This window comes from Variovorax sp. OAS795 (assembly GCF_040546685.1).
Taxonomy (GTDB): domain Bacteria; phylum Pseudomonadota; class Gammaproteobacteria; order Burkholderiales; family Burkholderiaceae_C; genus Variovorax.
Genome location: NZ_JBEPOH010000002.1, coordinates 450,865 through 477,771, shown reverse-complemented (window position 1 = coordinate 477,771; position 26,907 = coordinate 450,865). Strand labels below are relative to the sequence as shown.

25 protein-coding genes are annotated in these 26,907 nt (G+C 68.2%); 6 read left to right on the top strand and 19 right to left on the bottom strand.

The window, feature by feature from the left end:
* Nucleotides 1-20 precede the first annotated feature (20 nt).
* The 3 genes from ABID97_RS27780 to ABID97_RS27770 all read left to right on the top strand — a co-directional run bounded on the left by ABID97_RS27780 (nt 21) and on the right by ABID97_RS27770 (nt 5,034).
* Nucleotides 21-1,136, top strand: coding sequence for an efflux RND transporter periplasmic adaptor subunit (locus tag ABID97_RS27780; protein WP_354402569.1), 1,116 nt, complete (start codon nt 21-23; stop codon nt 1,134-1,136).
* Complete coding sequence (locus tag ABID97_RS27775) at nt 1,133-4,210, top strand: efflux RND transporter permease subunit (protein WP_354402567.1); 3,078 nt, start codon at nt 1,133-1,135, stop codon at nt 4,208-4,210. The genes ABID97_RS27780 and ABID97_RS27775 overlap by 4 nt, the downstream gene beginning before the upstream one ends.
* 146 nt (nt 4,211-4,356) lie before the next feature.
* Nucleotides 4,357-5,034, top strand: coding sequence for a glutathione S-transferase family protein (locus ABID97_RS27770; RefSeq protein ID WP_354402565.1), 678 nt, complete (start codon nt 4,357-4,359; stop codon nt 5,032-5,034).
* On the opposite strand, the gene ABID97_RS27765 is transcribed toward ABID97_RS27770, so the two are convergent.
* A complete protein-coding gene (locus ABID97_RS27765; RefSeq protein WP_503012831.1) occupies nt 5,015-5,851 on the bottom strand; it encodes a helix-turn-helix domain-containing protein in 837 nt (278 codons plus the stop codon). The two genes, ABID97_RS27770 and ABID97_RS27765, sit on opposite strands and share 20 nt — an antisense overlap.
* 70 nt (nt 5,852-5,921) lie before the next feature.
* On the opposite strand from ABID97_RS27765, the gene ABID97_RS27760 reads away from it, so the two are divergent.
* Complete coding sequence (locus ABID97_RS27760; RefSeq protein WP_354402563.1) at nt 5,922-6,410, top strand: DUF3237 domain-containing protein; 489 nt, start codon at nt 5,922-5,924, stop codon at nt 6,408-6,410.
* 49 nt (nt 6,411-6,459) lie between these two features.
* Nucleotides 6,460-7,476 (top strand): Bug family tripartite tricarboxylate transporter substrate binding protein, encoded by a 1,017-nt coding sequence (locus ABID97_RS27755; protein ID WP_354402561.1) that lies wholly within the window; start codon nt 6,460-6,462, stop codon nt 7,474-7,476.
* On the opposite strand, the gene ABID97_RS27750 is transcribed toward ABID97_RS27755, so the two are convergent.
* The 10 genes from ABID97_RS27750 to chrA all read right to left on the bottom strand — a co-directional run bounded on the left by ABID97_RS27750 (nt 7,463) and on the right by chrA (nt 17,238).
* Nucleotides 7,463-7,801 carry a gamma-butyrobetaine hydroxylase-like domain-containing protein gene (locus ABID97_RS27750; RefSeq protein ID WP_354402559.1) on the bottom strand — a complete coding sequence of 113 codons (339 nt, stop codon included), beginning with the start codon at nt 7,799-7,801 and terminating at the stop codon, nt 7,463-7,465. The two genes, ABID97_RS27755 and ABID97_RS27750, sit on opposite strands and share 14 nt — an antisense overlap.
* The gene (locus ABID97_RS27745; protein WP_354402558.1) at nt 7,791-8,789 is read right to left on the bottom strand and encodes a HEAT repeat domain-containing protein; all 999 of its coding nucleotides are present in this window, start codon (nt 8,787-8,789) and stop codon (nt 7,791-7,793) included. The genes ABID97_RS27750 and ABID97_RS27745 overlap by 11 nt, the downstream gene beginning before the upstream one ends.
* Before the next feature lie 7 nt (nt 8,790-8,796).
* Nucleotides 8,797-9,645 (bottom strand): ABC transporter ATP-binding protein, encoded by an 849-nt coding sequence (locus ABID97_RS27740; protein ID WP_354402556.1) that lies wholly within the window; start codon nt 9,643-9,645, stop codon nt 8,797-8,799.
* Nucleotides 9,642-10,439 (bottom strand): ABC transporter permease, encoded by a 798-nt coding sequence (locus ABID97_RS27735; RefSeq protein ID WP_354402554.1) that lies wholly within the window; start codon nt 10,437-10,439, stop codon nt 9,642-9,644. Before ABID97_RS27735 ends, ABID97_RS27740 begins: the two co-directional genes overlap by 4 nt.
* Nucleotides 10,440-10,465: 26 nt before the next feature.
* Nucleotides 10,466-11,890 carry an ABC transporter substrate-binding protein gene (locus ABID97_RS27730; RefSeq protein ID WP_354402552.1) on the bottom strand — a complete coding sequence of 475 codons (1,425 nt, stop codon included), beginning with the start codon at nt 11,888-11,890 and terminating at the stop codon, nt 10,466-10,468.
* A 35-nt stretch (nt 11,891-11,925) separates the two neighbouring features.
* The gene (locus ABID97_RS27725) at nt 11,926-12,159 is read right to left on the bottom strand and encodes a 4Fe-4S dicluster domain-containing protein (protein ID WP_018904228.1); all 234 of its coding nucleotides are present in this window, start codon (nt 12,157-12,159) and stop codon (nt 11,926-11,928) included.
* Between the two features lie 32 nt (nt 12,160-12,191).
* Nucleotides 12,192-13,928 (bottom strand): fumarate reductase/succinate dehydrogenase flavoprotein subunit, encoded by a 1,737-nt coding sequence (locus tag ABID97_RS27720; RefSeq protein ID WP_354402549.1) that lies wholly within the window; start codon nt 13,926-13,928, stop codon nt 12,192-12,194.
* Nucleotides 13,925-14,698: a GntR family transcriptional regulator gene (locus ABID97_RS27715; RefSeq protein ID WP_354402548.1), complete on the bottom strand. Its 774-nt coding sequence runs from the start codon at nt 14,696-14,698 to the stop codon at nt 13,925-13,927. Before ABID97_RS27715 ends, ABID97_RS27720 begins: the two co-directional genes overlap by 4 nt.
* A gap of 226 nt (nt 14,699-14,924) precedes the next feature.
* A complete protein-coding gene (locus ABID97_RS27710) occupies nt 14,925-15,851 on the bottom strand; it encodes a Fe-Mn family superoxide dismutase (protein ID WP_354402546.1) in 927 nt (308 codons plus the stop codon).
* A 10-nt stretch (nt 15,852-15,861) separates the two neighbouring features.
* The gene (gene chrA, locus ABID97_RS27705) at nt 15,862-17,238 is read right to left on the bottom strand and encodes a chromate efflux transporter (RefSeq protein WP_354402544.1); all 1,377 of its coding nucleotides are present in this window, start codon (nt 17,236-17,238) and stop codon (nt 15,862-15,864) included.
* A 233-nt stretch (nt 17,239-17,471) separates the two neighbouring features.
* On the opposite strand from chrA, the gene ABID97_RS27700 reads away from it, so the two are divergent.
* Complete coding sequence (locus ABID97_RS27700; RefSeq protein WP_354402543.1) at nt 17,472-18,596, top strand: sensor histidine kinase; 1,125 nt, start codon at nt 17,472-17,474, stop codon at nt 18,594-18,596.
* Between the two features lie 26 nt (nt 18,597-18,622).
* Here ABID97_RS27700 and ABID97_RS27695 read toward each other — a convergent pair whose 3' ends face one another.
* The 8 genes from ABID97_RS27695 to ABID97_RS27660 all read right to left on the bottom strand — a co-directional run bounded on the left by ABID97_RS27695 (nt 18,623) and on the right by ABID97_RS27660 (nt 26,831).
* The gene (locus ABID97_RS27695; protein WP_354402542.1) at nt 18,623-19,891 is read right to left on the bottom strand and encodes a phospholipase D-like domain-containing protein; all 1,269 of its coding nucleotides are present in this window, start codon (nt 19,889-19,891) and stop codon (nt 18,623-18,625) included.
* Nucleotides 19,892-19,912: 21 nt separating this feature from the next.
* The gene (locus ABID97_RS27690; protein WP_354403076.1) at nt 19,913-20,452 is read right to left on the bottom strand and encodes a M23 family metallopeptidase; all 540 of its coding nucleotides are present in this window, start codon (nt 20,450-20,452) and stop codon (nt 19,913-19,915) included.
* Between the two features lie 16 nt (nt 20,453-20,468).
* Complete coding sequence (locus tag ABID97_RS27685) at nt 20,469-21,485, bottom strand: L,D-transpeptidase family protein (protein ID WP_354402541.1); 1,017 nt, start codon at nt 21,483-21,485, stop codon at nt 20,469-20,471.
* Between the two features lie 90 nt (nt 21,486-21,575).
* The gene (locus ABID97_RS27680; RefSeq protein WP_354403097.1) at nt 21,576-21,752 is read right to left on the bottom strand and encodes a hypothetical protein; all 177 of its coding nucleotides are present in this window, start codon (nt 21,750-21,752) and stop codon (nt 21,576-21,578) included.
* Nucleotides 21,753-21,783: 31 nt separating this feature from the next.
* A complete protein-coding gene (pyk, locus tag ABID97_RS27675) occupies nt 21,784-23,202 on the bottom strand; it encodes a pyruvate kinase (RefSeq protein WP_354402540.1) in 1,419 nt (472 codons plus the stop codon).
* Nucleotides 23,203-24,507 carry a glycerate kinase type-2 family protein gene (locus tag ABID97_RS27670; protein WP_354402538.1) on the bottom strand — a complete coding sequence of 435 codons (1,305 nt, stop codon included), beginning with the start codon at nt 24,505-24,507 and terminating at the stop codon, nt 23,203-23,205. It abuts the gene before it with no gap.
* Nucleotides 24,508-24,889: 382 nt separating this feature from the next.
* The gene (locus tag ABID97_RS27665) at nt 24,890-25,786 is read right to left on the bottom strand and encodes a LysR family transcriptional regulator (RefSeq protein ID WP_354402537.1); all 897 of its coding nucleotides are present in this window, start codon (nt 25,784-25,786) and stop codon (nt 24,890-24,892) included.
* Nucleotides 25,787-25,847: 61 nt separating this feature from the next.
* Nucleotides 25,848-26,831 carry a LysR family transcriptional regulator gene (locus ABID97_RS27660; protein ID WP_354402536.1) on the bottom strand — a complete coding sequence of 328 codons (984 nt, stop codon included), beginning with the start codon at nt 26,829-26,831 and terminating at the stop codon, nt 25,848-25,850.
* Nucleotides 26,832-26,907 lie beyond the last annotated feature (76 nt).

Genomic DNA, 26,907 nt, shown 5'->3' with positions numbered 1-26,907 from the left:
GATTCGCCCATGGGACCCTCATGCAACCGCGCCACCTCCTCACATCCGCAGCCTTCTGCGCCTTGCCGTTCGCATTGACCGGCTGCGGCGACAAGGCGCCCGCCGATCCCCGCACGCAGGCGCCGCTGGTGCGTGCGGCCACGGTGCAGGCCGCCCTGCCCGGGTCGCGCTCGTTCTCCGGCACCGTGGCCGCGCGGGTCCAGAGCGACCTGGGTTTCCGTGTCGCCGGAAAGGTGCTGGAGCGATTCGTCGATGCAGGGCAGGCGGTCAAGCGCGGGCAATTGCTCGTGCGCCTCGATCCCGTGGACCTCCAGCTGGCGGCGCGCGCGCAGCAGGAGGCGGTGAGCGCTGCGCGGGCACGCGCAAAACAGGCCAGCGACGAAGAAGCACGCTATCGCGACCTGCGCGGTACCGGCGCCATTTCGGCCTCGGCGTATGACCAGGCCAAGGCGGCCTCGGATGCCGCGCAGGCGCAGCTCGCTGCCGCCGAAGCGCAATCGGAGCTCGCGCGCAATTCGAATCGCTATGCGGAACTCACGGCCGATGCGGACGGCACCGTGGTCGAGACGCTGGCCGAGCCCGGGCAGGTGGTCAGCGCCGGCCAGCCCGTGGTCCGCCTGGCGCGGGCCGGACGCAGGGAGGCCGTGGTCCAGCTGCCCGAAACGCTGCGCCCGGCGGTCGGCTCCGCCGCCGAGGCCACGCTGTTCGGCAAGGAAGGCATGCGCGTCGCCGTCAAGCTCAGGCAACTCTCCGATGCGGCCGACAAGCTCACGCGCACCTTCGAGGCGCGCTACGTGCTGGACGGTGAACTCGCCAACGCACCCCTGGGCGCCACGGTGACGGTCTCTGTCGCCGATGGCCAGGCCATGCCGGCAGGCGGCGTCCAGGTGCCGATCGGCGCGCTGTTCGACACGGGCACGGCGACCGGCGTCTGGGTCATCGGCGGCGATCCGGCGACGGTGCGCTGGCAGCCCGTGGCTGTCGAGCGCCTGGACGGCGAGCGTGCGCTGGTGGCCGGCCGGCTCAAGCACGGCGACCAGGTGGTTGCGCTCGGCGCGCACCTGCTGCGCGAAGGCGAGAAGGTGCGCGTCGCGAGCCCGGCCGCGACGGCGGCAGCGGGCGGAGCCCGCCCGTGAGCGAAGGCCGCTTCAACCTGTCGGCGCTGGCGGTCCGCGAGCGATCGATCACGCTGTTCCTCATCGGCCTGATTTCGCTGGCGGGGCTGGTCGCGTTCTTCCAGCTCGGCCGCGCGGAAGATCCCGCGTTCACGGTGAAGGTGATGACGATCGTCACCGCCTGGCCCGGTGCCACGGCACAGGAGATGCAGGACCAGGTGGCCGAGAAGCTCGAGAAGCGCCTGCAGGAGCTGCGCTACTACGACCGCGCCGAAACCTATGCGCGGCCCGGCCTCGCATTCACCACCCTGACATTGCTCGACAGCACGCCGCCCGCGCGGGTGCAGGACGAGTTCTACCAGGCGCGCAAGAAGCTCGGCGACGAAGCCGGCAACCTGCCGGCCGGCGTGATCGGGCCGATGATCAACGACGAGTACGCGGACGTCACCTTCGCGCTGTTCGCGCTCAAGGCCAAGGGAGAACAGCAGCGCGCGCTGGTGCGCGACGCCGAGAAGCTGCGCCAGCGGCTGCTGCACGTGCCGGGCGTGAAGAAGGTCAACATCGCCGGCGAGCAGCCGGAGCGCATCTACGTCGAGTTCTCGCACGACCGGCTCGCGACCCTGGGCATCGGCCCGCAGGACGTGTTCGCCGCACTCAACAGCCAGAACGCCCTGAGTCCCGCCGGGTCGGTGGAAACCAGCGGCCCGCAGGTGTTCATCCGGCTGGACGGCGCATTCGACACCCTGCAGAAGATCCGCGACACGCCCGTGGCGGCGCAGGGCCGCACCCTGAAGCTGTCGGACGTGGCCACCGTCAGGCGCGGCTACGAGGATCCGGCCACCTTCATCATCCGCAGCGGCGGCGAGCCGGCGCTGCTGGTGGGCGTCGTCATGCGGGAAGGCTGGAACGGGCTCGACCTGGGCAAGGCCCTGGACGTGGAAGCCCGCGCGATCAACGCCGAGCTGCCGCTCGGCCTCAGCTTCACCAAGGTCACGGACCAGTCGGTCAACATCAGCGCGTCGGTCGACGAGTTCATGGTCAAGTTCTTCGCGGCCTTGCTGGTCGTCATGCTGGTGAGCTTCCTCAGCATGGGGTGGCGCGCGGGCCTGGTGGTGGCCGCGGCCGTGCCGCTGACGCTGGCCGTGGTCTTCGTGGTGATGGCGGCAACGGGCAAGAACTTCGACCGCATCACGCTCGGCTCGCTGATCCTCGCGCTTGGCTTGCTGGTGGACGACGCGATCATCGCCATCGAGATGATGGTGGTGAAGATCGAGGAGGGCTACAGCCACGTGGCCGCATCGGCCTACGCCTGGAGCCACACCGCCGCGCCGATGCTCTCGGGCACGCTGGTCACCGCGGTGGGTTTCATGCCCAACGGCTTCGCACCGTCGACCGCGGGCGAGTACACCAGCAACATGTTCTGGATCGTCGGCATCGCGCTGATCGCATCCTGGATCGTTGCCGTGGTGTTCACACCCTACCTCGGCGTCAAGCTGCTGCCCAACTTCAGGAAGATCGAAGGCGGCCACACGGCGATCTACGGCACGCCGCGTTACAACCGGCTGCGCCGCGTGCTGGCGAGCGTCATCGCGCGCAAGTGGCTGGTGGCGGGCGCGGTGGTCGGCCTCTTTGCGGTGTCGATCCTCGGCATGGGCGTGGTCAAGAAGCAGTTCTTCCCGATCTCCGACCGGCCCGAGGTGCTGGTCGAAGTGCAGATGCCCTACGGAACCTCGATCGCACAGACCAGCGACGCCACGGCGAGGCTCGAGGCCTGGTTGTCGAAGCAGCCGGAGGCCCAGATCGTCACCGCCTACATCGGGCAGGGCGCACCCCGCTTCTACTTCGCGATGGGGCCTGAACTGCCGGACCCGTCGTTCGCCAAGATCGTGGTGCGCACGGCCAGCCAGGAGGAGCGCGAGGCCCTGAAGCACCGGCTGCGCCAGGCCATTGCCGATGGGCTCGCATCCGAGGCGCGGGTGCGTGTCACGCAGCTCGTGTTCGGGCCGTACTCGCCGTTCCCCGTGGCCTACCGTGTCGCCGGACCCGACCCGTCCGAGCTGCGCAGGATCGCCGACCAGGTGCGGCGCGTGATGGATGCCAGCTCGATGATGCGCACCGTCAACACCGACTGGGGCACCCGCACGCCCACGCTGCACTTCACGCTGGAACAGGACCGCCTGCAGGCCGTGGGGCTGAGCTCCAGCGCGGTGGCGCAGCAACTGCAGTTTCTCTTGAGCGGCGTGCCGGTGGCCGCCGTGCGCGAGGACATCCGCACCGTGCAGGTGGTGGCGCGGTCGGCCGGCGGCACGCGGCTCGATCCGGCGAAGCTCGCGGACTTCACGCTTGCCGGCGCCGGCGGCCAGCGCATTCCGCTGTCGCAGGTCGGCAAGGTCGAGGTGCGCATGGAAGAACCGGTCATCCGGCGTCGCGACCGCATGCCCACCATCACCGTGCAGGGCGACATCGCCGAGGGGCTGCAGCCGCCCGATGTTTCGACCGCGATCACCGCGCAACTGCAGCCGCTGATGCAGGCCCTTCCGGCCGGCTACCGGATCGTCGAGGCCGGCTCCATCGAGGAATCGGAGAAGGCGACCGCGGCCATGCTGCCGCTCTTCCCGATCATGCTGGCAATCACGCTGCTCATCATCATCTTCCAGGTGCGCTCGATGTCCGCGATGATCATGGTGTTTCTCACGAGCCCGCTGGGGCTGATCGGCGTCGTGCCGACCCTGCTGCTGTTCCAGCAGCCCTTCGGCATCAATGCCCTCGTGGGACTCATTGCGCTGTCGGGCATCCTGATGCGCAACACGCTGATCCTGCTCGGGCAGATCCACCACAACCAGCAGGAGGGGCTCTACCCGTTCCATGCGGTCGTCGAGGCGACCGTGCAGCGTGCCCGCCCCGTGATCCTCACGGCACTCGCGGCGGTCCTCGCGTTCATACCGCTCACGCATTCGGTGTTCTGGGGCGCACTGGCATACACGCTGATCGGCGGCACCTTCGCCGGGACGATCCTGACGCTGGTGTTCCTGCCGGCGATGTACGCGATCTGGTTCCGCATCGGGCCCGGCAACGCGGCCCCGCCTGCGCACTGATGCCCATCATGCCCGCCGGGCCGGTCGATGCAAGCCTTCGAAAGAGTCTCGGGTTCGGCGCATCCTGAACGGCGGCGCGGGAGAGAATCGTCGCTCGTCGCGCCAGGATGAGCGCTTGCTCGCCGCGACGCCGGAGTCTCTGAAACATGATCACCTTGCACCACTGCGTCAGCGCACGCTCGTTCCGGCCTCTCTGGCTGCTCGAGGAGATCGGGCTTTCCTACGAGCTCGCGATGCTGCCGTTTCCGCCGCGCGTGCTGTCGCGAACGTACCTCGAGCTGAACCCGCTCGGCACGGTGCCGATGCTGACGGACGGCGCGATGCGGATGACCGAATCGGCCGCGATCTGCCAGTACCTGGCCGCGCGATTCTCGGCAGGCCGGCTCGATGTTGGCCGCGACGAGCCGGACTTCGGGCCGTACCTCAACTACCTCCATTTCGGCGAGGCGACCCTGACCTTTCCGCAGACGCTCGTGCTGCGGTACGCGCACTTCGAGTCGGGCGAGCGCAAGCAGCCACAGGTCGCCGACGACTATGCCAAGTGGTTCCTCGCGCGCCTGCGGACGCTGGAGCCGCTGCTCGCCGGGCGCGAGTACCTGTGTGCGGGACGCTTCACCGCGGCGGACGTGTCGGTCGGCTATGCGTTGCTGCTGGCCCAGCACCTGGGCCTGGCGGAGCGCTTCACGCCCTCGGTGACTGCGTACTGGAATCGCCTGCAGGCGCGGCCGGGCTTCCAGGCCGCGATGGCGGCGCAATCGAGCGCCGCCCAGGCACAGGGTGTCTCCCCGACCCCCGCACCTGACATCAGGCCCGACCGTCCTTGAGGGCCGGCGTCGCGCTGCCGACGCCGCGCTGCGCCAGCATGAGCGCGAACAGTTCGCTGCGAAAGTGAATCCCCAGCCTGCCGAAAGCCCGGTTGCGGTAGGTCTTGACGGTGGGCAGAGCAAGGCCCATGTCCGCGGCAATGCCCTCCTGCGTCATGCCGCGCAGCAGGCGCAGGCACACGTTGAGCTCCTGCGCCGTCAGCGCCGGGCAACGGGCGAGCAGCCGCGCTGCGGGTTCGTCGGCTGCATCCGCGCGGGCGAGGGCGATGTGCTTGCGCATCAGCGCCATGAGCAGGCGCCCGGCCACGCCAAAGTCGGCCAGCTGCGCATCGCTGAGGGGACGCTGATGGGTGTGCCGATAGAAATTGACTGCAAAGAGCGCGTCGCCGTCGTCGTCGCCGGCAGCAGCTTCTTCCTCGACCACCGACACGCGCTCCACCACGCCATGGGCTTCGTACACCTTGGCACGATGCTCCGGAGGCACCTCGGGCGCGGTGATGTGGCACACGCGCAATTGGGGCAATCGGGGCGCGCTCGCTTCGCGCAAGGTGCGGTCGCTGCGGATCGGGCCCGAGAGGTAGGCGCGCCAGCAGTCGCGTGTGGTGTCGGGCATGCCCCGGCTGCCGCTCAGGAAGATGGCCGGCCGCGAACCCGTGCGGTAGACCGAGAACGATCCCACCGGCAGCGCGGATGCCATGGCTTCCAGGAGGCACGCGCCGAACGCCGGCTCGCCCATTGCGGGCACCACCATTGGCAGGCACTGCAACAACGGCACGCCGACAGGCTGGGCAGGCAGATCGGGAATCCAGGTGCGCATGGGTCAATGGGGGAATCCCGTCATCTTCCAGGATGACAGCATCGCGCCGCCACCGGACTTACGCTAGGGCATGGCTTCCACCCTCCCGCAAGACGATCCGCTGGCCGCACCGCGGCTGACCTGGTTTGCCGATGTCTCGGTCGACGTCGGCGAGCCGCTGGTGCTGGGCGACGGCGCCCAGGGACTGCGCCGCGTGGTGCCCATCCTGGGCGGCCATGCCAGGGGCGAAGGCTGGACGGGGCGCGTGCTGCCGGGCGGCGCCGACTTCCAGCGCATCGCGAGCGACACGGTCTCGGAACTCGACGCCCGCTACGGCCTGGAGACCGACACCGGCGACCGCATCTACGTGCGCAACCGCGCGATGCGCACCGCGCCTGCCGAGGTGATGGCCCAGCTGCTGCGCGGCGAGCCCGCGGACCCGGCGCAGGTCTATTTCCGCTGCGCGCCCGCGTTCGAGACGCACAGCCAGCCGCTGCGCTGGATCACCGAGCGCCTGTTCGTCGGCGTGGGCGTGCGCCACCCGTCGCAAGTCGTCATGCGCTTCTTCGCGCTGCAGTGAGCCAGGGCCGCGGCCCGCACCCCGTTTCAAACACCGACAGGAGACCTGAATGCCCACCGACCTTGCCACGGGTGCGCGCCGCCGCGCGCTCATCGCCGCCACCACGCTGATCGGACTCGGGGGCATGACCTGGGCCTCCCAGGCGCTCGCCCAGGCGGGCTCCGCCTACCCCCAGCGGCCGGTGCGCCTCGTCGTCGGGTTTCCGGCCGGCAGCGGCCCGGACATCGTGGCGCGCCTGCTGGCCCAGAAGCTCTCCGAAGGGTGGGGGAACATGGGTGTCATCGTCGACAACAAGCCGGGCGCCGGCGGGTTGATCGCCGCCTCCGAAGTGGCCCGCGCGCAGCCCGACGGCTACACGCTCATGCTCGGCGAGACCGGCCAGCTGGCCATCGCGCCCAGCAGCTACAGCAAGCTGCCCTACGATCCGAAGAAGGACTTCGTGCCCGTGAGCCAGGTGGTCACCTCCAGCTTCATGCTGGTGGTCAACCCCGCCAAGGTACCGGCGCGCGACGTGGCCCAGTTCGTGGCCTGGAGCCGAGGGCAAAAGGGCTTGTTCATGGGCACCTTTGGTGCCGGCACGCCGGGGCACTTCGGCGCTTTTCTCTTCGGGGATGCCATCGGCATCAAGCCCGAGCCGGTGCACTACAAGACCACCGGCGATGCGTTGGGCGGCCTGTTCAGCGGCGACGTGTCGGGCGCCTTCGCGAGCGTCGGCCTCTCGGCGGCCAACGTGAAGGCGGGCAAGCTTCTGGCGCTGGCCTCCAGCGGCGACGCGCGCAGCGCCAGCCTGCCCGACGTGCCGACCTTCCGAGAGCAAGGCTTCCCCCGGCTGGCCTTCAATTCGTGGTTCGGCGTCGTCGCGCCGGCCCGCACACCGCCCGACATCGTCGCACGGCTCGAGAGCGACATCCGCAAGGCCGTGCAGTCGGCCGAAGGCAAGGCGAAACTGGAGGACGCGGGCTTCAGCGTCACGGGCACCACGTCGCAGGAGTTCGCCCGCGTGATTGCCGCGGACACGGCGAGCTGGGGCAAGGTGGTCGCCGCGACGGGCTTCAAGGCGGATTGAGCGCGGCGCTTGCGAGCCGCCGGGCCTTCCTGTCCAGCAGCTCCCTCAGGAACCGCCAGGGAAAGATTCCGCGGTCGTGGCCATCGCTGAACACGAACTGCACGCCGTAGGCGCCGACGGGCTGGATGTCCGTGAGGCCGACGGATGCGAGCTTTGCTGCTTCGGCAGCGGGGCTGCCTGCGATGCTCGCGCGCCCGGCCTTGCAGTCGGCGCAAGGGCAACTCGATCGCAGCAATCCGTACGCCGCGAGATGCCGCACGCCGTCCGGCCAGCAGAACTCCAGCGCAGCGCGCGCGGAGTGATCGACGATGGACTCAGGCGCCATGTGCTGCCGCGCCGATCTGCGCCATGGCGAGCCGGGCCGATTTGCGCACTTCCGGGTCGGGATCCGCGGCGGTGACTTCGAGCGCCGGCAGCGCCGCGGCATCGCCGATTTCGCCCAATGCGAGTGCCGCCTCCTTGCGCAGGTTGTTGATGCCGTGGCCCAGCACCGCGATCAGCGCCGTGACGCTTGCGGCACTGCGCAGCCGGCCCAGGCTGCGTGCCGCGCGCAGGCGCACCTGCCAGTACGGATCGTCCAACGCCGCGAGCAGTGCGGCCGACGCGGCGGGCTGCTGCAGCTTGCCGAGTGCGGTCGCGGCTTCTTCCCGCACCTGCCAGCTCGCGTCGCACAGCGCGGTCTCCAATGCGGCTCTCGCATCGGCGTTGCCGATGGCAAACGCCAGCGCGCCGACAGCCGCCCGGCGCAGCTCGTCCACCGGATCGGAAGCAGCGAGGCGGGCGAGCGCAGGAAGCGCGGGCGCGTGCTTCAGATAGCCGAGCACGCCGATGGCTTCGCGGCGCAACGCGACGGCCTCGGCGCCGTCCTGCGCGGACAGGGGCTCCTGCAGCACCACCAATGCAGGGGCGGCACTGGCAGGCACCCGCAACTCACGCAAGGCGCGCAGCACGGCGGCGCGAACCCGGACGGCTCCGGTGCCTGCAAACGGCAGCAGCCAGGCGGCCGAGGCCGGTTCCTTCAGCTCGGCCAGGCTGTGGGCGGCGGCCTCGCGCACCTGCGCATCGGCGTCGTCGAGAACCTGGGCCAAGCCTTCGACGGCCACCTGGTTCTCCATGGTTTCGAGCGCCAATGCCGCGGCAGCGCGCACCGCCGGCGCGTGGTCGCGCAAAGCGGCGACCAGCAGCGGCGTGTGCGCTTCGTCGGCCAGGTCGCCAAGGTCCATTACCGCCATGCGGCGCACTTCGGCGTCGGGCGACTCCAGTCGCGTGGCAATGGCCTGCAGTTCGGGATCGTCGAGGAGAGCGGGGTTCATTTTTCTTTCAGATGGCGAAGCGCAGCTGCGCCGCGGCGGGCGCGCCGAGCGGCGTGAGGCGTTCCAGCGGTGCGCCGGCGCCCGCATGCGGATGCAACAGCTGCAGGCAGCGCCGCTTGAGCGCTGTGAACTCGGACGACGTGACCAGCGAAGGATCGCGTGGCCGCTCGAACTCAAGCTCGAACTCGGCCACGATCCGGCCCGGCCGCGGCCCCATCACGAGCACGCGGTCGCCCAGGAACAGCGCCTCGTCGATGTCGTGCGTGATGAAGACGATGGTGGTGCGCACGCGCGCCCATGCGTCGAGCAGCTGGCGCTGCATCATGAGGCGGGTCTGCGCATCGAGCGCGCCGAAGGGCTCGTCCATCAGCATCACGCGCGGATGGTTGATGAGCACCCGTGCAATCTCCGCGCGCTGCTGCATGCCGCCCGAGAGCTGCGACGGATAGAAGCCCGCAAAGTCATCGAGGCCGACGAGGCGCAGCATGTCGTGCGCGCGGGCGTGGCGCTCGCGGCGGCCCACGCCTTGCATCTTCAGGCCGAAGGCGACGTTGTCGAGCACCTTCTTCCACGGAAAGAGCGTGTGGTGCTGGAACACCAGGCCCCGGTCCGGATGCGGGCCGCGCACCGGCTCGCCGTCCACGCGGATGGTGCCGGCTGCCGGCGCCAGGTGACCGGCAAGCGCGCCCAGCAGCGTCGACTTGCCGCAGCCCGATGGGCCGAGCAGGCAGACGAACTCGCCGGGCTCCACATGCAGCGTGATGGCCTGCACCGCATCGAAGGCCTGGGCGCCATGGCCAAGGCGCACGCGCACGCCGTCGATGGCGATGCGCCCGGTTTGCACGTCGGCCTTCATTTTCTTTTCTCCTGCACGGCACGCCAGGGCATCAGCGCCTGTCCGATCCGCCGCACGAGTGCGCTGCTGCCCATGCCGAGCACCCCGATGAAAAGCATGCCGACCACGATGTCGGCGTAGTTCTGGATCGTGTACGACATCCACGTGTAGTAGCCGATGCCGAACTGGCCCGAGATCATCTCGGCCGTGACCAGGCAGAACCATGCGGTGCCCATGCCGATGGCCAGCCCCGTGACCACGCTCGGCAGCGCGCCGGGAAGGATCACCTCGCGGAAAACCGCGATGCGGCCGGCGCCGAGGCTGCGCGCCGACGCGACGAGGCGTGCATCGACAGCCTCGACGCCGTGCACGGTGTTCAGCAGCACCGGAAACAGCGCACCGACGAAGGTGATGAACACCATCGACGCCTCCGAGGACGGAAACATCAGGATGGCCAGCGGTATCCACGCCACGGCCGGAATCGGGCGCAGCACTTCGAGCGGCGGCAGCAGCGTGTCCTCGGCCCAGCGGGCGCGGCCGATCGCAAGGCCGAGCACTACGCCGGCGATGGCCGCCAACCCGAAGCCGATGAACACGCGGCGCAGGCTCGCGCCCAGGTGCTGCAGCACCAGCGGCGATTGCAGCAGGGCCCAGGCCGACTCGGCCACTTCGCGCGGCGCCGGCACGTTCTGGAAAGTGACGAGGCCGAGGTTCACGCGCCCGCGCGTGGCAAGGTGCCACGCCAGCACGCACACCAGCAGCGCGGCGATGCGCCAGGCCGCGCGCCGCAGGTTGCCGTCGAAGAAGCCGGGCATCGTGAATCTCGCGAACAGCAAAGGCCTCAACCGGCCAGCGCGGCGCGCACGCCCGCGAAGTCCGCCACCTTGCCGCCATGCTTCTGGGCCCAGCCTTCGGCCTGGTCCTTGAGCAGGAAGGCATCGACTTCGCCCTTGGCACCGAGCACGAACCACGCGTCGGCGGCCAGCAGCTTGTTGCCGCTGTTGCGGTCCTGCGCATAGACCACGCGCGCTTTCCTGCCGGACCTTTCCAGCTTCTGCAGGTCGCCGAAGGCGTTCTCGGGCGAGGCATAGTGCCGCACCAGCGGTTCGCCGGCCACCCAGACCTGGGCCACCCGGCTCACGTCGGTGATCGGCTTGCCGGTGGCGGCGTCCTTGGCCACCAGCGGGGCGCGGGCATAGTTCTTCAGCTGCCTGTCGTAGTCCACGCCGGCCTCCTTGAAGGCGGTGCGGATGTAGCCGTCCTGCACGAAGGCATTGGCGTCGATGTCGTTGTCGGTTCGCTTCAAGAGGCGCAGCGTGTCGAGCGATGTCTTCACCGCCTGCCGGTACTCGGGCTTCCAGCTCAGGTCGCGCGTCTGCAGGCCGAGCGGACCGTGGAACAGGTAGTTGACCTCCGCCTCGATGCCCGTGACCTTGGCGATCAGCTCGCTGTACTTTTCAGGCTCCGCGGCCACGAGGCGGTCGGCCTCCAGCGCTGCGCGCAGGTAGGCCGCAACGACCTCGGGGTACTTCTTCGCATAGTCTTCGTCGACCAGGCTGCCGTGGAAGGTGGGCGCATTCGCCTGCGAGCCATCGTAGATCTTGCGCGCGAAACCGCGGTACGGAAACAGCTCTGCAAAGGGCACGAAGTCCGCATGCGCCTCGACCTTGCCGGCCTGCAGCGCAGGGCCGGCCACCTCGGGTGCCTGCGTCGTGATGTTCACATCCTTCAGCGGGTCCCAGCCCTGCGCCTGCACGGCACGCAGCAGCATGCCGTGCGAAGTGGACGCGAAGGGCACCGAGATGGTCTTGCCCTTGAGCTCGGCAAGCGACTGCACCTTCGAATCCTTCGGCACGACGATGCCGTTGCCGCTGCCGGTGGTGCTGCCCGAGAGCACGGTGATGAAGATGCTCTTGCGGCCCGCCTTCTGGAATGCCGCGCCGTTGAAGCTGCCCGGGAAATCGGCCATCGAGCCGAGGTCGAGCTTGCCCGCGACCATCTCGTTGGTGAGCGGTGCGCCAGAGGTGAAGTTCTTCCACTCGATCTGGTACTGCGCGTCCTTGTACTTGCCCGTGCGCGGCAGGTACTTTTCAAGCAGCTTCAACTCGCGGATCAAGAGACCGCCGGTGGCGCAGTTGATGGTGGTGTCCTGCGTGCCGATGGCGACGCGGATGGTCTCGGCCTGTGCAGCGGGCCATGCCAACAACAAGCCGAAGGCAGCGCCCCACAACGGCAGGGTGCGGCTCGGGATTCTCTGGTTCTTCATCGTGATGCTCCGGATTGAAATGAAACGGCCGCGGCTCAGCGCAGCAGGTAGGGGATGTCCACGGTGACCGCGCCGGTGGGGCAGTCCTTCTCGCAAGGCATGCAATACCAGCATTCGTCGAACTTCATGTAGGCCTTGCCCTTGCTGAGGTCGATGGCGAGCACGTCGAGCGGGCAGACATCCACGCAGACGGTGCAGCCCTTGTGGGCGATGCACTTGTCCTCGTCCACGCGCACGGGCACGCTGGTGGGGTTGAAGGCGAGGGGCATGGGGGTTCTCTTTGTTTTGCGGAGGGAAGGCGTCATGCCGCGACCGGCTCGCGCGCCTCGGCGGGTACGCGCAGGTGCTGGTAGGCCGACATCTCGTGCGCATCGAGCGGCACGATGTACAGATCGACGGGGCGCTTGAAGCTCACCATCGCATCGCCTTGCTTCTGCAGCTGCGTGTGGCAGAACCAGTCGCGGTCGTTGCGCTCGGGAAAGTCCACGCGGTGGTGGTAGAGGCCCCAGCGGCTTTCGGTGCGGTAGAGCGAGGCGCGTGCGGCCATCTCGGCACAGTCGCGAATGGCGTGCACTTCCATCGCGCGCATCAGTTCGTGCGGGCCCGGCGCGGCAAGCTGCTCGAGGTCTTCATGGATCTGCTCGAAGCGCGAGAGGCCGATCTCCATCTTGCGCGTGACCTTGGGCGGCTGCAGGTAGTCGTTGACCATGCGGCGCAGCTTGTATTCGACCTGCGCGGGCGGCAGGCCGCCGGTGCGCAGCAGTGGTGCGCTGACGCGGGCGAGCTCGCGCGCCACCTGTTCCTCGTCGAGCGCGGGCAGCGCGGTTTCGGCGCAATGCCGGGCCGCACTTTCGCCCGCGAGGCGGCCATAGACGAAAGCCCCGAGCATGTAGTTGTGCGGCACGCAGGCCAGGTCGCCCGCGGCATGCAGGCCCGGCACCGTCGTGCGCGCGTGCTCGTCGACCCACACGCCCGAGGCCGAATGGCCGCTGCACAGCCCGATCTCGGAGATGTGCATCTCCACCATCTGGTCGCGGTAGTCGGTGCCGCGCCCGGCGTGGAAGCGGCCGCGGCTCGGGCGTTCGTTGGTGTGCAGGATCTGCTCGATGGTGGCGATGGTCTCCTCGGCCAGGTGGTTCAGCTTGAGGAAGACCGGGCCATTGCCGCCCTGGAGCTCGTTGTAGAACTCCATCATCATCTGGCCGCTCCAGTAGTCGCACTCGATGAAGCGCTCGCCCTTGTTGTTGGTGGTGTGGCCGCCGAAGGGACCTGTGACATAGGCGCAGGCGGGCCCGTTGTAGTCCTTGATCAGCGGGTTGACCTGGAAGCACTCGATGCCCGAGAGCTCCGCGCCCGCGTGGTAGGCCATGCTGTAGCCGTCACCGGCGTTGGTGGGGTTCTCGTAGGTGCCGAAGAGGTAGCCGGAAGCCGGCAGGCCCAGTCGTCCGGCCGCGCCGGTGGCCAGCACCACGGCCTTGGCGCGGATCACATGGAACTCGGCCGTGCGGCAGTCGAAGGCCATGGCGCCCGCGATGCTGCCGTCGGCCGCGGTGATGAGGCGCGTCACCACCAGGCGCTGCGACATCTCCACGCGGGTGCGCTTCAGGCGCCGGTACAGCACGTTCTTGATGTTGTGGCCCTCGGGCATCGGCAGCACGTAGGTGCCCATGTGGTGCACCTTGCGCATCGCGTACTCGCCGGTCTCGTCCTTCTCGAACTTGACACCCCACCGGTCCAGCTCCTCGATCATCGAATAGCTGTTGCGCGCATAGGCCATCACCGTCTTCTGGTTGACGATGCCGTCGTTGGCGGTGGTGATCTCCTTGACGTACTGCTCGGGCGTGGCGAAGCCGGGCACCACCGCGTTGTTCAGGCCGTCCATCCCCATCGAGATGGCGCCGCTGCGCTTGACGTTGGCCTTCTCCAGCAGCAGGACTTCGAGCTTCGGATTCGCTTCCTTCGCCTTCACTGCGGCCATCGGGCCGGCCGTGCCGCCGCCGATGACCAGCACGTCGACGGTGCGGGTGATGATGTTCATGGATGAGCCTTCGGCGTCGGGTTGGCGCGGGCGATGCGAAGCCGGTGCTGGAACGCATCGCCGCGGAAATAGAGGTCCTCGAAATCCAGCGGCGCGCCATCGGCGGTGTGCGTGAGGCGTTCCACGCGCAGCACGGCGGTGCCTTCGGGCACCTCGAGTGCGCGTGAAAGGACCTCGTCCGCGAGCATCGCGTCGATCTGCAGGTCGGCGTGGCCGAGGGCGATGCCGTGGTCGTTCTCCAGGATCAGGAAGATGTCGCGCCCGGCCAGGTCCGCCTGGCGAAGCCGCTCGCCGATGGCGTGGGGCAGGTAGGTCACTTCGTACGACACCGGCGCGCGGTTGAGGTGCCGCACGCGCTTGATCTGCGCCACCGGCACGCCCTCCGCGAGCCCCAGCTGCTGCGCCACGCGCGGCGAGGCGGGCACGGTCTTGTGGCTCGTGACCTGGTTGCGGATCTCGTAGCCCATGCGCACCATCGCTTCGGCAAAGCCTTCGAGCTGCCCCAGGTGCTGGAACGCCTTGGGCTTTGCAACGAACGTGCCCTTGCCCGGGATCTTGAAGATCAGGTTCTCGCGCTGCAGGTCGCTGAGCGCTTGCCGCACCGTGATGCGGCTGACCTTGAACAGCGCGACCATTTCGCTTTCCGAAGGCAGTTGCGCATGCGGAGCGTAGCTGCCGTCGAGGATCCGCTCGCGCAGCGCTTCGCGCACCTGGGTGTAGAGCGGGACGGGAGAAAAAGCGATCGGCTCGAGAGCCCTGGCGGTGGACATTGCGGCTGACCTGTCATGACCGGTTGGAAGAGGTCGAATGCTAGTCAGCGATGCGCCCGCCGTTAAATAACGAAAACGTGCTTCGATATGCGAAAAGCGATCCTCGCCGGAGGCCTGCGCCGTGTATGGGCATTCAGGCCGTCCACGGGCACCCCACGTGCCCGATGCCCACCACCGGCACACCCATTGTGGCGGTGCCCGGCGGCTGCGCTCCTGGCGGCTTCGTTCAGGCGGAGGCTTTTTCCCCCGCGGGCTTGGCCTCGAGCGGCCGGCCCGCGGCTTGCCAGGCGTCGATGCCGCCGAGCAGATAGCGGGCATTCAGCCCGGCCGCGCGCAGCCGCATGGCGGTGGTGCGGCCGACCTCGTGCCCATAGACGCAATAGACCACCACGTCGCGGTCCGGAGGGAGCTCGGCGGCCCAGCTGCCGACTCCGGCCGGATCGAACCAGCGCGCGCCCGGGAGCAGGGCGGTCGCCTGCTCGAACACGCCGGCGCGGCGCACGTCGAGCAGCAGCGAACCGGCGATCTCGTCCTGCGTGGCGCCGAAGGGCTCGCTGGCCGCATGGACCGCCTGCTGGTAGCGCGCGTACACCTGCTTCCAGCGGATGTTGTCCATGAAGGCATCGACATAGGCACCGGCTGCAGCGCCGTGGTCCAGGTGGTAGGCGTGCTCGTACATGTCCAGCGCCAGGAGGGGCGTTGCGCCCGCCAGCGCATGGGTGTGGTCTGCCGCCCATTGATTGACGAGCGTGCCTTCGCGCGGCTGGAAGCTCAAGAGCACCCAGCCCGACCCTCCGCCCAGCGCCTTGCCCATGGCCGTGAACTCTTCGCGCCACCGGTCGACACTGCCGAAGCTGGCCGCGAGCGCGAGGGCCATGGGCGGATCCATCGGTTCGCCGTGGCCGCCGAGCGAGGCGAAGTACAGCTCGTGCAGCAGCATCGAATTGTTTGCGATCAGTTCCTCGCGCTTGAGGCCGTTGAGCTGGAACCCCGGCGTGGATGCAGGGGGCGTTGCCGCGAGCTGTGCCCGGATGGCGTTGAGGCGTTTCACCGCGCCGCCGTAGTTGTTCTGGTAGTGGCTGACAAGCAGCCTTTCCGACAGGCCGGGCAGCGCGGCGGGATCGAAGGGCAAGGGCTGAATTCGAACGTCCATGGTGACTCCTTCATTGAAATTTGGGAAACGACACGCTGACTGCCAACCCGATGGCCGCGCAGGCACCGAGCACCGGCATCACGCCCGCCTTGAAGCGGAACAACGCGACCGCCGCGGCCAGCGCGATCACCGCCGAGACCGCATCGAAGCGGCCGCCGAAGCCCTGCGGCCAGAGCACGTGGTAGGCGAAGAACAGCGCGAGGTTGAGGATCACGCCCACCACGGCCGCGGTGATGGCCGACAGCGGCGCCGTGAAGCCGAGCTTCCCGTGGGTCGCCTCGATGGCGGGCCCGCCGGCCAGGATGAAGATGAACGACGGCAGGAAGGTGAAGAAGGTGACGACCGCGGCGGCCAGGGCCCCCGCGAGGAACAGCGAGTCGGGTCCCAGCACCTGCTTCAGCCATCCTCCGACAAAGCCGACGAAAGCCACCACCATGATCAGCGGTCCCGGCGTGGTCTCGCCGAGCGCGAGCCCATCGATCATCTGCGCGCCGGAGAGCCATTGGTATTGCTCGACTGCGCCCTGGTACACATAGGGCAGCACCGCGTAGGCACCGCCGAAGGTCAGCAGTGCTGCCTTGGTGAAGAACCAACCCATCTGCGTGAGCGTGCCGTGCAGCCCCTGCGTGGCGATGAGAAAGGCCATCGCCAGCAACCACAGGCCCAGGCCGACCGCCAGAACCTTGGCCAGGTGCCATCGCGAGAAACGCGCGTGCGCCGGAGTGGGGGTGTCGTCGTCGATGAGCGCAGGGCCATGGCTTTGCCCGGCCTTGCCGTGGCCGCCACCGAGTGCGAACACGCCCGGCGCCCATCGCGCGCCGAAATGGCCGATCAGTCCGGCCGCCAGCACGATCGCCGGGAACGGCGCGCCGAACGCGAAGATGGCGACGAAGGCGGCCGCGGCAATGCCCCACATCCACCGGTTCTTCAGTGCGCGGCTGCCGATGCGATGGGCTGCGTGCACCACCAGCGCGGTGACCGCCGGCTTGATGCCGTAGAAGATGCCCGCCACCACCGGCAGGTTGCCGAAGCGCAGGTAGATCCAGGACAGCGCGACCAGGATGAACAGGGAGGGCAGGACGAACAGCGCACCGGCCACGATGCCGCCGCGCGTGCGGTGCATGAGCCAGCCGATGTAGGTGGCGAGCTGCTGCGCCTCGGGTCCGGGCAGCAGCATGCAGAAGTTCAGCGCATGCAGGAACCGCTTCTCGCTGATCCAGCGCCGGCGCTCGACCAGCTCGGCATGCATGATCGCGATCTGGCCGGCGGGCCCGCCAAAGCTGATGAAGCCGAGCTTGAGCCAGAAGCGAAAGGCATCGCCGAAGGAAACCGGCTGGGGAAGAGGCGCGGGAGGTGCGCAAGGTGCGTCAGGCAAGGCGGTGTCCACGGAATGCTCCGTTGAGGGTCACCAGCGCTTGGACGGGACACCGTCTTGATTTGCATGCCGGGAGGCTGTTTTCCCGGAGCCGGCATCCTAACACCTGCCATGAACGATGGCTGCGCTCCAGCCGCCGGCCGCCGAACTGTCGCGCGCCCATGTGAACAAATACCCCTGATCAGCGCATACTCCGGGGCGAACTGAATTCGGTCGTCTACTTTGTCACTGCTTCAAAGGCACCTATGCGTCTGGCTGAGTTCATCAACATCCATAGCGAGACGATCGTCGCCGAGGCAGCGCGCTACGCGCGGACACTCGCGCCCCTTGCGCATGAATCGGAGCTGACCCTCCAGGACCACATTCCGAAGATCCTCGAAGCGATTGTGCTCGACCTGGCGCACAGCCAGTCTTCCAACGAAGCGCACGCCAAGTCGCTGGGCCAGGGGGTGATCCTTTCAAGCACGGTGGATTCGGCGGCCCAGACGCATGGGCGTCAACGCGCGAGAAGCGGGCTCCAGATGACCCAGCTCGTCGCCGAGTACCGGGCCCTTCGGGCGGGTGTGCTGAGGCTGTGGGCAGAGAACGAGCCCCTCGCGATTCCCGTGGTCGATCTCATCCGGTTCAACGAAGCCATCGACCAGGCCGTGGCGGAGTCCGTGGAGTTCTTCTCCGAGGAAACCGACCAGCTCAGGAACGTATTCCTGGGCGTGCTGGGACATGACCTGCGCGGGCCGTTGAACGCCATCCTGCTCACCGCGGAGCTCATCTCGAGAAAGACCAAGGAATCGCCATTGTCCGAGGTGGGCGTGCTGATACGCAGTGGCCGCCGCATGGCGTCGCTCCTGGACACCCTGCTGCAGTACAACCGGTCCGCGCTCGGTGGCGGCATGAAGATCCATCGGGAGCTCACCAACCTGGGCGAGCAATGTGCCGCGGAGGTCGAGCTGTTGCGCGCAGCACTGCCCGACGCCCGCATCGATTTTTCGGCCGAGAGCGATACGGAGGGCCTGTTCGATGCCTCGGCGGTGCGCGAAGCGCTCGGCAACCTGGTCAACAACGCGGCCACCTACGGCGACGCGGGGCCTGTCTCGGTGACACTGACGGGTGGCGTTGCCGCCGTCTCGTTGAAAGTGGCGAATACGGGCCCCGAGATTCCCTCCGCCGAGATTCCCAAGCTGTTCAAGGCCCTTCAGCGAGGTTCCATGGCCGACACCTCCGGCAGCCACACGAATCTCGGGCTTGGGCTCTTCATCGTGCAACAGATCGTCGTTGCCCATGGCGGCCAGGTGCGGTGCGTGAGCTCGGCGGCCAAAACGAGCTTCGAACTGGAATTTCCCCGCGCCGTTGCCGCGCAGCGGGCCGCGTAGCCGAAGACGCTCCGGCCGCCGGCAGCCTAGAGCTGCGAAGACAGCAATGCGGCCAGGTGTTCCTGCGCTTTCTCCGTCCACGGCCGATCGCGCCAGGCTTCCAGTGTTACGCGCCTGGCCCGTTTCAGGTCCGCTTCGAACTGCACCGTCTGCGCGGCCGCGAACTCCGCGTCGTAGACGTTGAGGTTCGCCTCGTCGTTCAGCCGGAACGAGCGGTTGTCGAAGTTGGTGGAGCCCACCGACACCAGCAAGCCGTCTACCGTGAATACCTTGCAATGGAACATGGTGGGCTGGTATTCGCTGATCTCGGCGCCGGCCTCGAGCAGCGGGTCCCAGCCCGCGCGGGAGGCGCTGCGCACGGTCTGCGAGTCGATGATCGGTCCGGGCGTGATGATCCGCAGCCGCACACCGCGCCGCATGGCGGCGACGAGCGCGCGCACCGTGAGCTCGTCGGGCACGAAGTAGGCGCTCGACAGGTCGATCGACCGCGTGGCCGCGGCGATGGAAAGCAGGTACATGAGGTGCATGCTCTCGCTGCCGCCGGATGGCGAACTGCTGAACACCTGGGCACGCTGCCGCCCCACCGCAGGCAGCGCCGGGAAGTAGCGCTCGCCATGCAGCACGTCGCCGGTCGCCTTGATCCAGTTGTCCATGAACACGCCCTGCATCTGCGCCACGACGGGGCCCTCGGCCCGGTAGTGGGAGTCGCGCCAGTGTTCCGCGTCCTGCGCGTCACCCGTCCACGCCGGAGCGATACCCACCCCGCCGGTGAAGCCGATGCGCCCATCGACCACCAACAGCTTGCGGTGCGTCCTGTTGTTCAGCTTTGCGAGGTCATACCACCGCGGCTTGTGGAACTTGCGGACCTGGACGCCCGCGGCCTCCATCTCGTTCACGAAGGCTTCGTCGACCTTCGCGCTCCCGACCCAGTCGAGCAGCACATGGACCTTGACGCCGGCGCGCGCACGCTCGGCCAGCGCGTCGGCGAAGGCCTTGCCGATGTCGCCGGACCAATAGATGTAGGTCTCGAAAGTGATGGTGTGCTGCGCGCCGCGAATGGCTGCGAGCATCGGCGGAAAGATCCGGTCGCCGTTCTGGAACGCTTCGAGGCGGTTGCCCTCGGTGATCGGCGGGCCGAGGAGCACGCCGAGTGCACGCTGGTACTGGGCCTCATGGAGCCCGTATTCGCGGCGAACCTGTTCCTCGAGCTTCTTCTCGCCGCCAGTGAAGTTCAGCGCGGTCACCGCTGCCGCGCACGTCAGGACGAACGTCCACACAATGAGCTTGAGCTTCATCTTGATGCAATGCCTGCCTTGTCATCGGGCAGGGCGCCAGGCGCAGTACGGGTTCAGCGCTTCGCCCTTCCACCATTGCCTTTCCGGACCGAGCACGAAGACCGCGAAATGCAAGTGTGGCGCGTCGGGCGGGGCGTTGCCGGTCGTGCCGACATAGCCGATCACGTCGCCACCCCGCAGCTGCATGCCTTCATGCAGGCCTTCCGCATAGCGGTCCAGGTGCGCGTAGTAGTAGGCCAGTTGGCCTGCCGGGTCGAATTGATAGACGGTGAGTCCGCCAGGCTTGCTTTCGAACAGCTTGACCAGCTTGCCGTCCTCCACGGCGCGCACGGGCGTCCCGCGCGGGGCCATGATGTCGAGCGCCTCATGGCGGCGGCCGAGGCGGCCGTCCAGGAACGTGTCGCGGACGGTTTCGGGCCGGATGCCGTCGACTGGAAACTGCAGCGCGCGGGCGGCGAGTGCCGCTGGCCAGGCACTGTCGCCGCAAGCCTCTGCCATCGCCCAGCCCGGCACGGCGAGGCAAGCCACAGCCATCGCCATTCGCCTTCGCGACACGTGCATCGGCACGTCTCTTCCTTCAGGCTTTCACCTCGACCGCGAAGCCCGCTTTTGCCAGCTGCGACAGGCGTGCCGCGTCCCAGTTGGTCAGGTGGATGCAGCCGTTGGTCGTCGCAGTCCCCACGCGTTCAGGCGCCGGGGTGCCGTGGATGCCCCAGTGCGGCTTCGACAGCCCCATCCAGACGTTGCCGATCGGGTTGTTCGGACCTGCTGCGACATCGACCTTCGCCGCGCCGGCCGGCGCTTTCTTCAGGATCGCCGGATCGTAGGTGAAGGTGGGGTCCTTCACTTCGTTGATGATTTTCATCCGGCCCAAGGGCAGCGGGTCCAGAGGCCCGCCGATGCTGATGGGAAAGCCGGCCAGCGGCTTGCCCGACCCGTCGAGCACGAACAGCATGTGATCGCTCTTGTCGATCTCGATCGACGCAGCGGCCTTGACGACACTGGCATCTGCCGTGCTCGTGATGTTGACGACCACGATTTCCTCACGCGCCTCGAATCTGGCACCGGCATTCAGGGCGAGCAAGGCCTTGGGAGACATGTGGTGCTTCTCCGAGAGCGCTTCCTTCAGGTTCTCGTAGCCCGACGTCTTCATCTTGGCGCGATCGGCCATTGCCCTCGGCGTTGCCGCAAACGGACCCGCTGCGTCCTTCTCGGTGATTGCATAGAGGGCGAACAGTGGCGCAGTGTCGGCCTTCAGCGAGGTCCACGTCGCAGCATCGACCTTGCCGCTCTGCGCAAGACCATTCGACTGCTGGTAGGCCTTCACCACGCGGCGCATGTTGGCGCCGAAACCGCCGTCGATCTCGCCGGGCGAGAACCAGGCGCGATCGAGCAGGATCTGCGCCCGCATGACCGCGGCCCCGTGCGAGCCTTGGGCAAGCACCGGCGTTTCATCGGCTGCATTGAGCCTGTCGAGCGCAGCGGGGCCCGACGCGCCGGACCGGTTCTTCGGGTCGCTTTTCGCTCCCGCATGGGCAAGCCACGACGTGGCGCCGGTGGCGCTGACAGCAAGACAGGCCGCGTTGCGGAACAAGATTCGACGGGAAGAAATCATCATGGGAGCGCAAGGCACGGAGTGAAGTCCGTCGGACCATACGGTCGGCGATGCCTTCGACCTGTAGTCTCAAACAGACATCGAGCCTCGGACTGGGCCGCACGCATCCGAGCCGCGCACGCGATGCGCCGGAGGCGCGGCCGCGTAGCCGCTGGCACCGCCTTCGAGCGTGACGGTGGCCGCGACTGTCGGGCTGCCGCGCGAGTCGATGATCTCGAGTCCGCGGATATCGATGATGGCAGTCATGTTGCTTTGTTCAGAATGAATGGGAAGGCGCTCAGTCGACCTGCGCGATGCGCAGCAGGTTGGTGGTGCCGGGGGCGCCGAAGGGCATGCCGGCGGCGATCACGATGGTTTCGCCCGCCCTGGCGAAGCCCAGCTTCGATGCCGTGGCCACGGCCAGCTCGGTCATCTCGGTGACGTTCATCACGTCGTGGCACAGCACCGGGTTCACGCCCCAGGCCAGCGCGAGCCGGCGTGCCGTGGCACGGCGCGGCGTCATGCCGATGATGTTGGCGCGCGGCCGTTCGCGCGCCATGCGCAGCGCCGACGATCCCGAGCTGGTGTACGCAACCATCGCCGCGACGTCGAGCAGCCCGGCCACCGAACGCGCGGCCCAGCCGATCGCGTCGGCGATGTTCGCCGAGGGTGGCGTGTGCGAGGCGTCGATGGCGCTGCGGTAGTGCGGATCGGCCTCGGTCTGGGCAATGATCCGGTGCATCATCGCGACCGCCTCGACCGGGAAGCGGCCCGAGGCCGATTCGGCCGACAGCATCACCGCATCGGCGCCGTCGTAGATGGCGGTGGCCACGTCCGAGGCTTCGGCGCGCGTGGGCACCGGCGCGCTCACCATCGACTCGAGCATCTGCGTGGCGACGATCACCGGCAGGCCGCGCCGCCGGCATTCGCGCACGATGCGCTTCTGGATCGCGGGCACCTGCTCGGCCGGCATCTCCACGCCCAGGTCGCCGCGCGCGACCATGACTGCATCCGTCTCGGCCAGGATGGCATCCAGCGCCTCGATGGCGGCCGGCTTTTCCAGCTTGGCGACGATGCCCGCGCGGCCCTGCACGATGGCCTTGGCCTCGACGATGTCCTCTGGGCGCTGCACGAACGACAGCGCGATCCAGTCGATGCCCAGCGAGAGGCCGAAGTCCAGGTCGGCGCGGTCCTTCTCGGTCATCGCCGACAGCGGCAGCACCACGCCCGGCACGTTCACGCCCTTGCGGTCCGACAGCATGCCGCCGTTGACCACGGTGGTCTCTGCAAAGTCCTGGCCCGATTTCTCGACCTTGAGCCGAAGGCGCCCGTCGTCGAGCAGCAGTTCGGCACCTGGCTTGAGCGCTGCGAAGATCTCGGGATGGGGCAAGGGCGCGCGCGTTGCATCGCCCGGCTTGTCGCGATCGAGGTCCAGGCGAAAGGGCGCGCCCTCGACCAGCTTCACCGGGCCGCCGGCGAACGTGCCCACACGCAGCTTCGGGCCCTGCAGGTCGAGCAGCACGCCCAGCGGGCGGCCCAGGTCGGTTTCGATCGAGCGGATCAGCTCGAGCCTGTGCCTGTGGTCGGCATGCGTGCCGTGGCTGAAGTTGAGCCGGAACACGTCGGCGCCGGCGCGCACCAGCGCCTCGATGGTGGCGCGGTCGGCGCTTGCCGGGCCGAGCGTGGCGATGATCTTGGCGTTGCAGGAGCGTTTCATTTATCGGTTTCCGTGGGAAGGTGCAGTGGGCCGGTCGATGACGATGGCCCGGAAGTCGTTCACGTTGGTGAGGGTGGGGCCGGTCACGACCGAGTCGCCCAGTGCCTGGAAGAAGCCGTGGCCGTCGTTGTCGTCCAGCCGCTGGCGCGGGTTGATGCCTTGCGCCCACGCGCGAGCCAGGGTGTCGGGGCCCAGCAGGGCGCCGGCGATTTCTTCCATGCCGTCGACGCCATCGGTGTCGCCGGCGATGGCGTGCACGTGGGACAGTCCGTCGAGCGCGACGCCCAGGGCCAGCAGGAATTCGACGTTGCGTCCGCCCCGGCCCCGGCCCTTGATCGACACGGTCGTCTCGCCGCCGGACAGCAGCACGCAGGGCGTCTGGAATGGCTGGCCGAGCGATGCGACCTGCTGGGCGATGCCGGCGAAGGTCTTGCCGAGTTCGCGCGCTTCGCTCTCGATGCTGTCGCCCAGGATGTACGGCACGTAGCCGGCGGCGCGCGCCACGCCGGCCGCGGCCTCGAGCGCTACCTGCGGCGCGGTGACGATGCGCATCGTGTGGCCCTCCAGTCGCGGGTCGCCCGGCTTGACACTCTCACCGCCCGGGCTGTGCAACAGCGCGAGCACGGCGGGCGGCACGTCGATGCGATAGCGCTCGATGATCGCCAGCGCATCGGCGCAGGTCGTCGGGTCGGCCACGGTCGGGCCCGAGGCGATATTGATGGGCGAGTTGCCCGGCACGTCCGCGATCATCAGCGTGACGACCTGCGCCGGATGGCAGGCCGCGGCGAGCCGGCCGCCCTTGGCCGCCGAGAGGTGGCGGCGCACGCAGTTCATCTCGGAAATGCTGGCGCCGCATGCCAGCAGGGCGGTGTTCACGGCCTGCTTGTCGGCCAGCGTGAGCCCCGCGCCGGGTGCCACCAGCAGCGAGGAGCCGCCGCCGGAGATCAGTGCGATCACGAGGTCGTCGGCTGTGAGGCCCTGCACCATTTCGAGGATGCGCGCGGTCGCCCGCAGGCCGGCTTCGTCGGGCACGGGGTGCGCGGCCTCCACGATCTCGATGCGCCGGCACGGCACGGCATGGCCGTAGCGCGTGACGACCAGCCCTTCGAGCGGGCCGCTCCAGTGGTCTTCCAGCGCGCGTGCCATGGCCGCCGAAGCCTTGCCTGCGCCGATCACGATGGTGCGCCCGCGCGGGCGAGGCGGCAGATGTTGCGCCAGGCAGAGCGCGGGTTGCGCAGCGGCGATGGCAGCGTCGAACATGCGGCGCATCAGGAGCCGCGTGTCGGCCGGGGTGGGAGTGCTCATGGTGCTTATTCCAGCTGGTGAAGGGACACGGGTGCGTCGTTCAGGCCCGGCCGGCGGCAGTGGCCGCGGCCGTTGCGCTCTTTTCGAGCGTCTCGCCGGACGTCGTCGTGTGGGGCATTCGGGTCTCCGGTTGGCTGTTGGCGGCCGTCGGATGCACCGCTCGCCTGATTGGCGAATCGACCTGTTTTCGGTCTGCCGGGAGTCTAGGAAAAGGGTGCGCAAAAGCCGATTGACATCTCGGCAAGCGCGATGCGCCTGCACGGAATAGCCTTGCGCGACAGGCACTTGCGAGCCGGACGAAGGCCGGCCCTGGTGTAAACCCCTAGCAGCCCTTTGCCCAGGGAAAACCGGGCCTGGGCCCGGGCGTCAACGCGTCAGAGCGTCACAGCGGCGCGTCCGCGTCCGCCGGCCACACGGCCTGGGCGGCGGCAAGCAAGGCTTGCAGCATTGCCGTGTCTTCATTGGCGCGCAGGTGCAGCAATGAGAGGGGGCAGGGCAGGCGTGCGCCGGGCCAGACCACGGCCTGGCCCGATTGCAGCGCAGGCAAGGCGATGCGCTCGCGCATCAGCCCGAGCGCCACGCCGGTCTGGATCAGCTCGACCATCGATGCCTCCTGATCCACCTCGACCACGGTGCGGTAGACAAGGCCGCGTTCGGCGAACATCTGGTCGACCAGCCCGTGCTGCGAACTGCCGCGCGGCGTGGCCATCCAGGGCATGGCCGCGAGTTCGGCCCAGTTGGCGTTCTCCAGACGTGCCTTCCATGCCGCGGGCCCCACCACCACGTAGTGCTCAAGCCCCAGCTGCTTGACCGAGACCTCCGTGTCTTTCAGCGTGCCCAGATAGAAGCATGCGTCGACCTGCTTCTCTTTGAGCAACTGAAGCACGCCCCCCGAGATGCCGTGGAAGAGCGAGACGTCCACATGCGGCGAAAACTCCAGCAGCGCCGCGAGCAGCGGACCGAGCCGGATCGATTCAGGGTCGATGATGGTGCCGAGCCGCAACGCGCCCGACACTGCGCCCCGTATCGAAGCGGCAATCGCAGCCATCTCCTGCGCCGATTCGACCGTTTGCGCGGCCAGCGGCAGCAGGCGGCGTCCGGCACTGTTAAGCACCATGCCGGCGGGCGTCCGATCGAAAAGCAGAACCCCCAGCTCGTCCTCGAAGTTCTTGATCTGCTTGGACAAGGCCGATTGAGTCAGATGCAATTGCTCGGACGCCCGGACCAGCTGGCCGGTGCGGGCAACGGCCAGGAAAGAGCGCAGTTGGTGAAGTTCCACGTTCCGGATTGTGCGCCGTCTCGGTCGATGGGATCACTCCAGGTCAAACAACCAGCAGCAGTTATCTGCGGGTTTGCCCCGCGGATTTCCTGGACTTTGTCACGGCTCGCCGTCGCTGCGGGGCGCGTGCCGGGGCTACGTCGTGCTGGCTCGCCCGCAGGGTGAAATCGCAGGTCTTGACCGCCAGCTCGACGATGCGCGCCAGCGCGGGGCTGGCATTGTCCCGCCGGTACACCGCGCTGTAGACCAGCGGCGGGGGCATGGGATCGCTCTTGACCACGCGCAGCAGGCCGCTCCGGATGTCTGGCCGCACATAGTCGAGCGCCTGCTGGCTCAGGCCGAAGCCGCTGATGGTCAGTTCGCGCAGGACGGTCGTACTGTTCGTCAGCATGACCTTGCCGAAGCGAAAGCCGTGTTCCGCGCGCCAGGCTTCGTAGAACCTGTTCTTCGAGGCGCCCGCGGGCTGCTCGATCACCGGGTAATCGGCAAACTCGTGCGGCTTCAGCGCGCGGGCGGGAATCGGCAGCCGCGGGCTCGCGACCCAGACCTGATCGACCTGGGTGACCTTGATCGATTCGAAGGCTTGGCCCCAGAAGGTTCCGGGCATGACGGACAGGTCGATCTTGTTGGCTTCGAGGCGCTCGAAGAGCGTGAGGCCCGCGTCCACCACGGGCTCGATCGTCACTTGGGGATGCAGCTTCTGCAGCAGCTGGATCAGGCGCGTGAGCCAGGTCATCGCGATGAGCTCCGTCACGCCGACGCGGAAGGTACCGCGCAGCGTCTTGTCCACGCTGATGTCGTGCGCGATGCGCTGCCAGAGGCGCTGGGCCTCTTCCGCAAGCGGCAGCAATTCGCGGCCGACCTGGGTCAGCTCGAGGCCGTGCGAGGTGCGATGCAGCAGGAGCCCGCCCAACGACTCTTCCAGTTCCGCCAGGCGCTTGGAGATCGCCGATTGCGTGGTGTGCAGCTTCACCGCCGCGGCGCTGAAGCTCTGGAGCCTGGCGCTGAAGAGAAAGGCCTCCAGCTGCTTGAAGGTGAAGTTCATCCGGCGGAATGTACATCGATGGGCGCCCAGGAAAAAAAGGAATGGCGTGCTCCGCCGATTTCTCGTTTGTCCCGCG

Excerpts from the sequence above, each read along its gene's own strand:
- ABID97_RS27680 (WP_354403097.1), bottom strand. The coding sequence starts at position 21,752 with ATGACTGCCATCATCGATATCCGCGGACTCGAGATCATCGACTCGCGC.
- ABID97_RS27725 (WP_018904228.1), bottom strand. The coding sequence starts at position 12,159 with ATGCCCCTCGCCTTCAACCCCACCAGCGTGCCCGTGCGCGTGGACGAG.
- ABID97_RS27780 (WP_354402569.1), top strand. The coding sequence starts at position 21 with ATGCAACCGCGCCACCTCCTCACATCCGCAGCCTTCTGCGCCTTGCCG.
- ABID97_RS27740 (WP_354402556.1), bottom strand. The coding sequence starts at position 9,645 with ATGAAGGCCGACGTGCAAACCGGGCGCATCGCCATCGACGGCGTGCGC.
- ABID97_RS27660 (WP_354402536.1), bottom strand. The coding sequence starts at position 26,831 with ATGAACTTCACCTTCAAGCAGCTGGAGGCCTTTCTCTTCAGCGCCAGG.
- ABID97_RS27710 (WP_354402546.1), bottom strand. The coding sequence starts at position 15,851 with ATGGACGTTCGAATTCAGCCCTTGCCCTTCGATCCCGCCGCGCTGCCC.
- ABID97_RS27670 (WP_354402538.1), bottom strand. The coding sequence starts at position 24,507 with ATGAGCACTCCCACCCCGGCCGACACGCGGCTCCTGATGCGCCGCATG.
- ABID97_RS27760 (WP_354402563.1), top strand. The coding sequence starts at position 5,922 with ATGGCTTCCACCCTCCCGCAAGACGATCCGCTGGCCGCACCGCGGCTG.
- ABID97_RS27755 (WP_354402561.1), top strand. The coding sequence starts at position 6,460 with ATGCCCACCGACCTTGCCACGGGTGCGCGCCGCCGCGCGCTCATCGCC.
- ABID97_RS27750 (WP_354402559.1), bottom strand. The coding sequence starts at position 7,801 with ATGGCGCCTGAGTCCATCGTCGATCACTCCGCGCGCGCTGCGCTGGAG.
- pyk (WP_354402540.1), bottom strand. The coding sequence starts at position 23,202 with ATGAAACGCTCCTGCAACGCCAAGATCATCGCCACGCTCGGCCCGGCA.
- ABID97_RS27765 (WP_503012831.1), bottom strand. The coding sequence starts at position 5,851 with ATGCGCACCTGGATTCCCGATCTGCCTGCCCAGCCTGTCGGCGTGCCG.
- ABID97_RS27770 (WP_354402565.1), top strand. The coding sequence starts at position 4,357 with ATGATCACCTTGCACCACTGCGTCAGCGCACGCTCGTTCCGGCCTCTC.
- ABID97_RS27690 (WP_354403076.1), bottom strand. The coding sequence starts at position 20,452 with ATGCACGTGTCGCGAAGGCGAATGGCGATGGCTGTGGCTTGCCTCGCC.
- ABID97_RS27720 (WP_354402549.1), bottom strand. The coding sequence starts at position 13,928 with ATGAACATCATCACCCGCACCGTCGACGTGCTGGTCATCGGCGGCGGC.
- ABID97_RS27745 (WP_354402558.1), bottom strand. The coding sequence starts at position 8,789 with ATGAACCCCGCTCTCCTCGACGATCCCGAACTGCAGGCCATTGCCACG.
- ABID97_RS27715 (WP_354402548.1), bottom strand. The coding sequence starts at position 14,698 with ATGTCCACCGCCAGGGCTCTCGAGCCGATCGCTTTTTCTCCCGTCCCG.
- ABID97_RS27700 (WP_354402543.1), top strand. The coding sequence starts at position 17,472 with ATGCGTCTGGCTGAGTTCATCAACATCCATAGCGAGACGATCGTCGCC.
- ABID97_RS27695 (WP_354402542.1), bottom strand. The coding sequence starts at position 19,891 with ATGAAGCTCAAGCTCATTGTGTGGACGTTCGTCCTGACGTGCGCGGCA.
- ABID97_RS27730 (WP_354402552.1), bottom strand. The coding sequence starts at position 11,890 with ATGAAGAACCAGAGAATCCCGAGCCGCACCCTGCCGTTGTGGGGCGCT.
- ABID97_RS27735 (WP_354402554.1), bottom strand. The coding sequence starts at position 10,439 with ATGCCCGGCTTCTTCGACGGCAACCTGCGGCGCGCGGCCTGGCGCATC.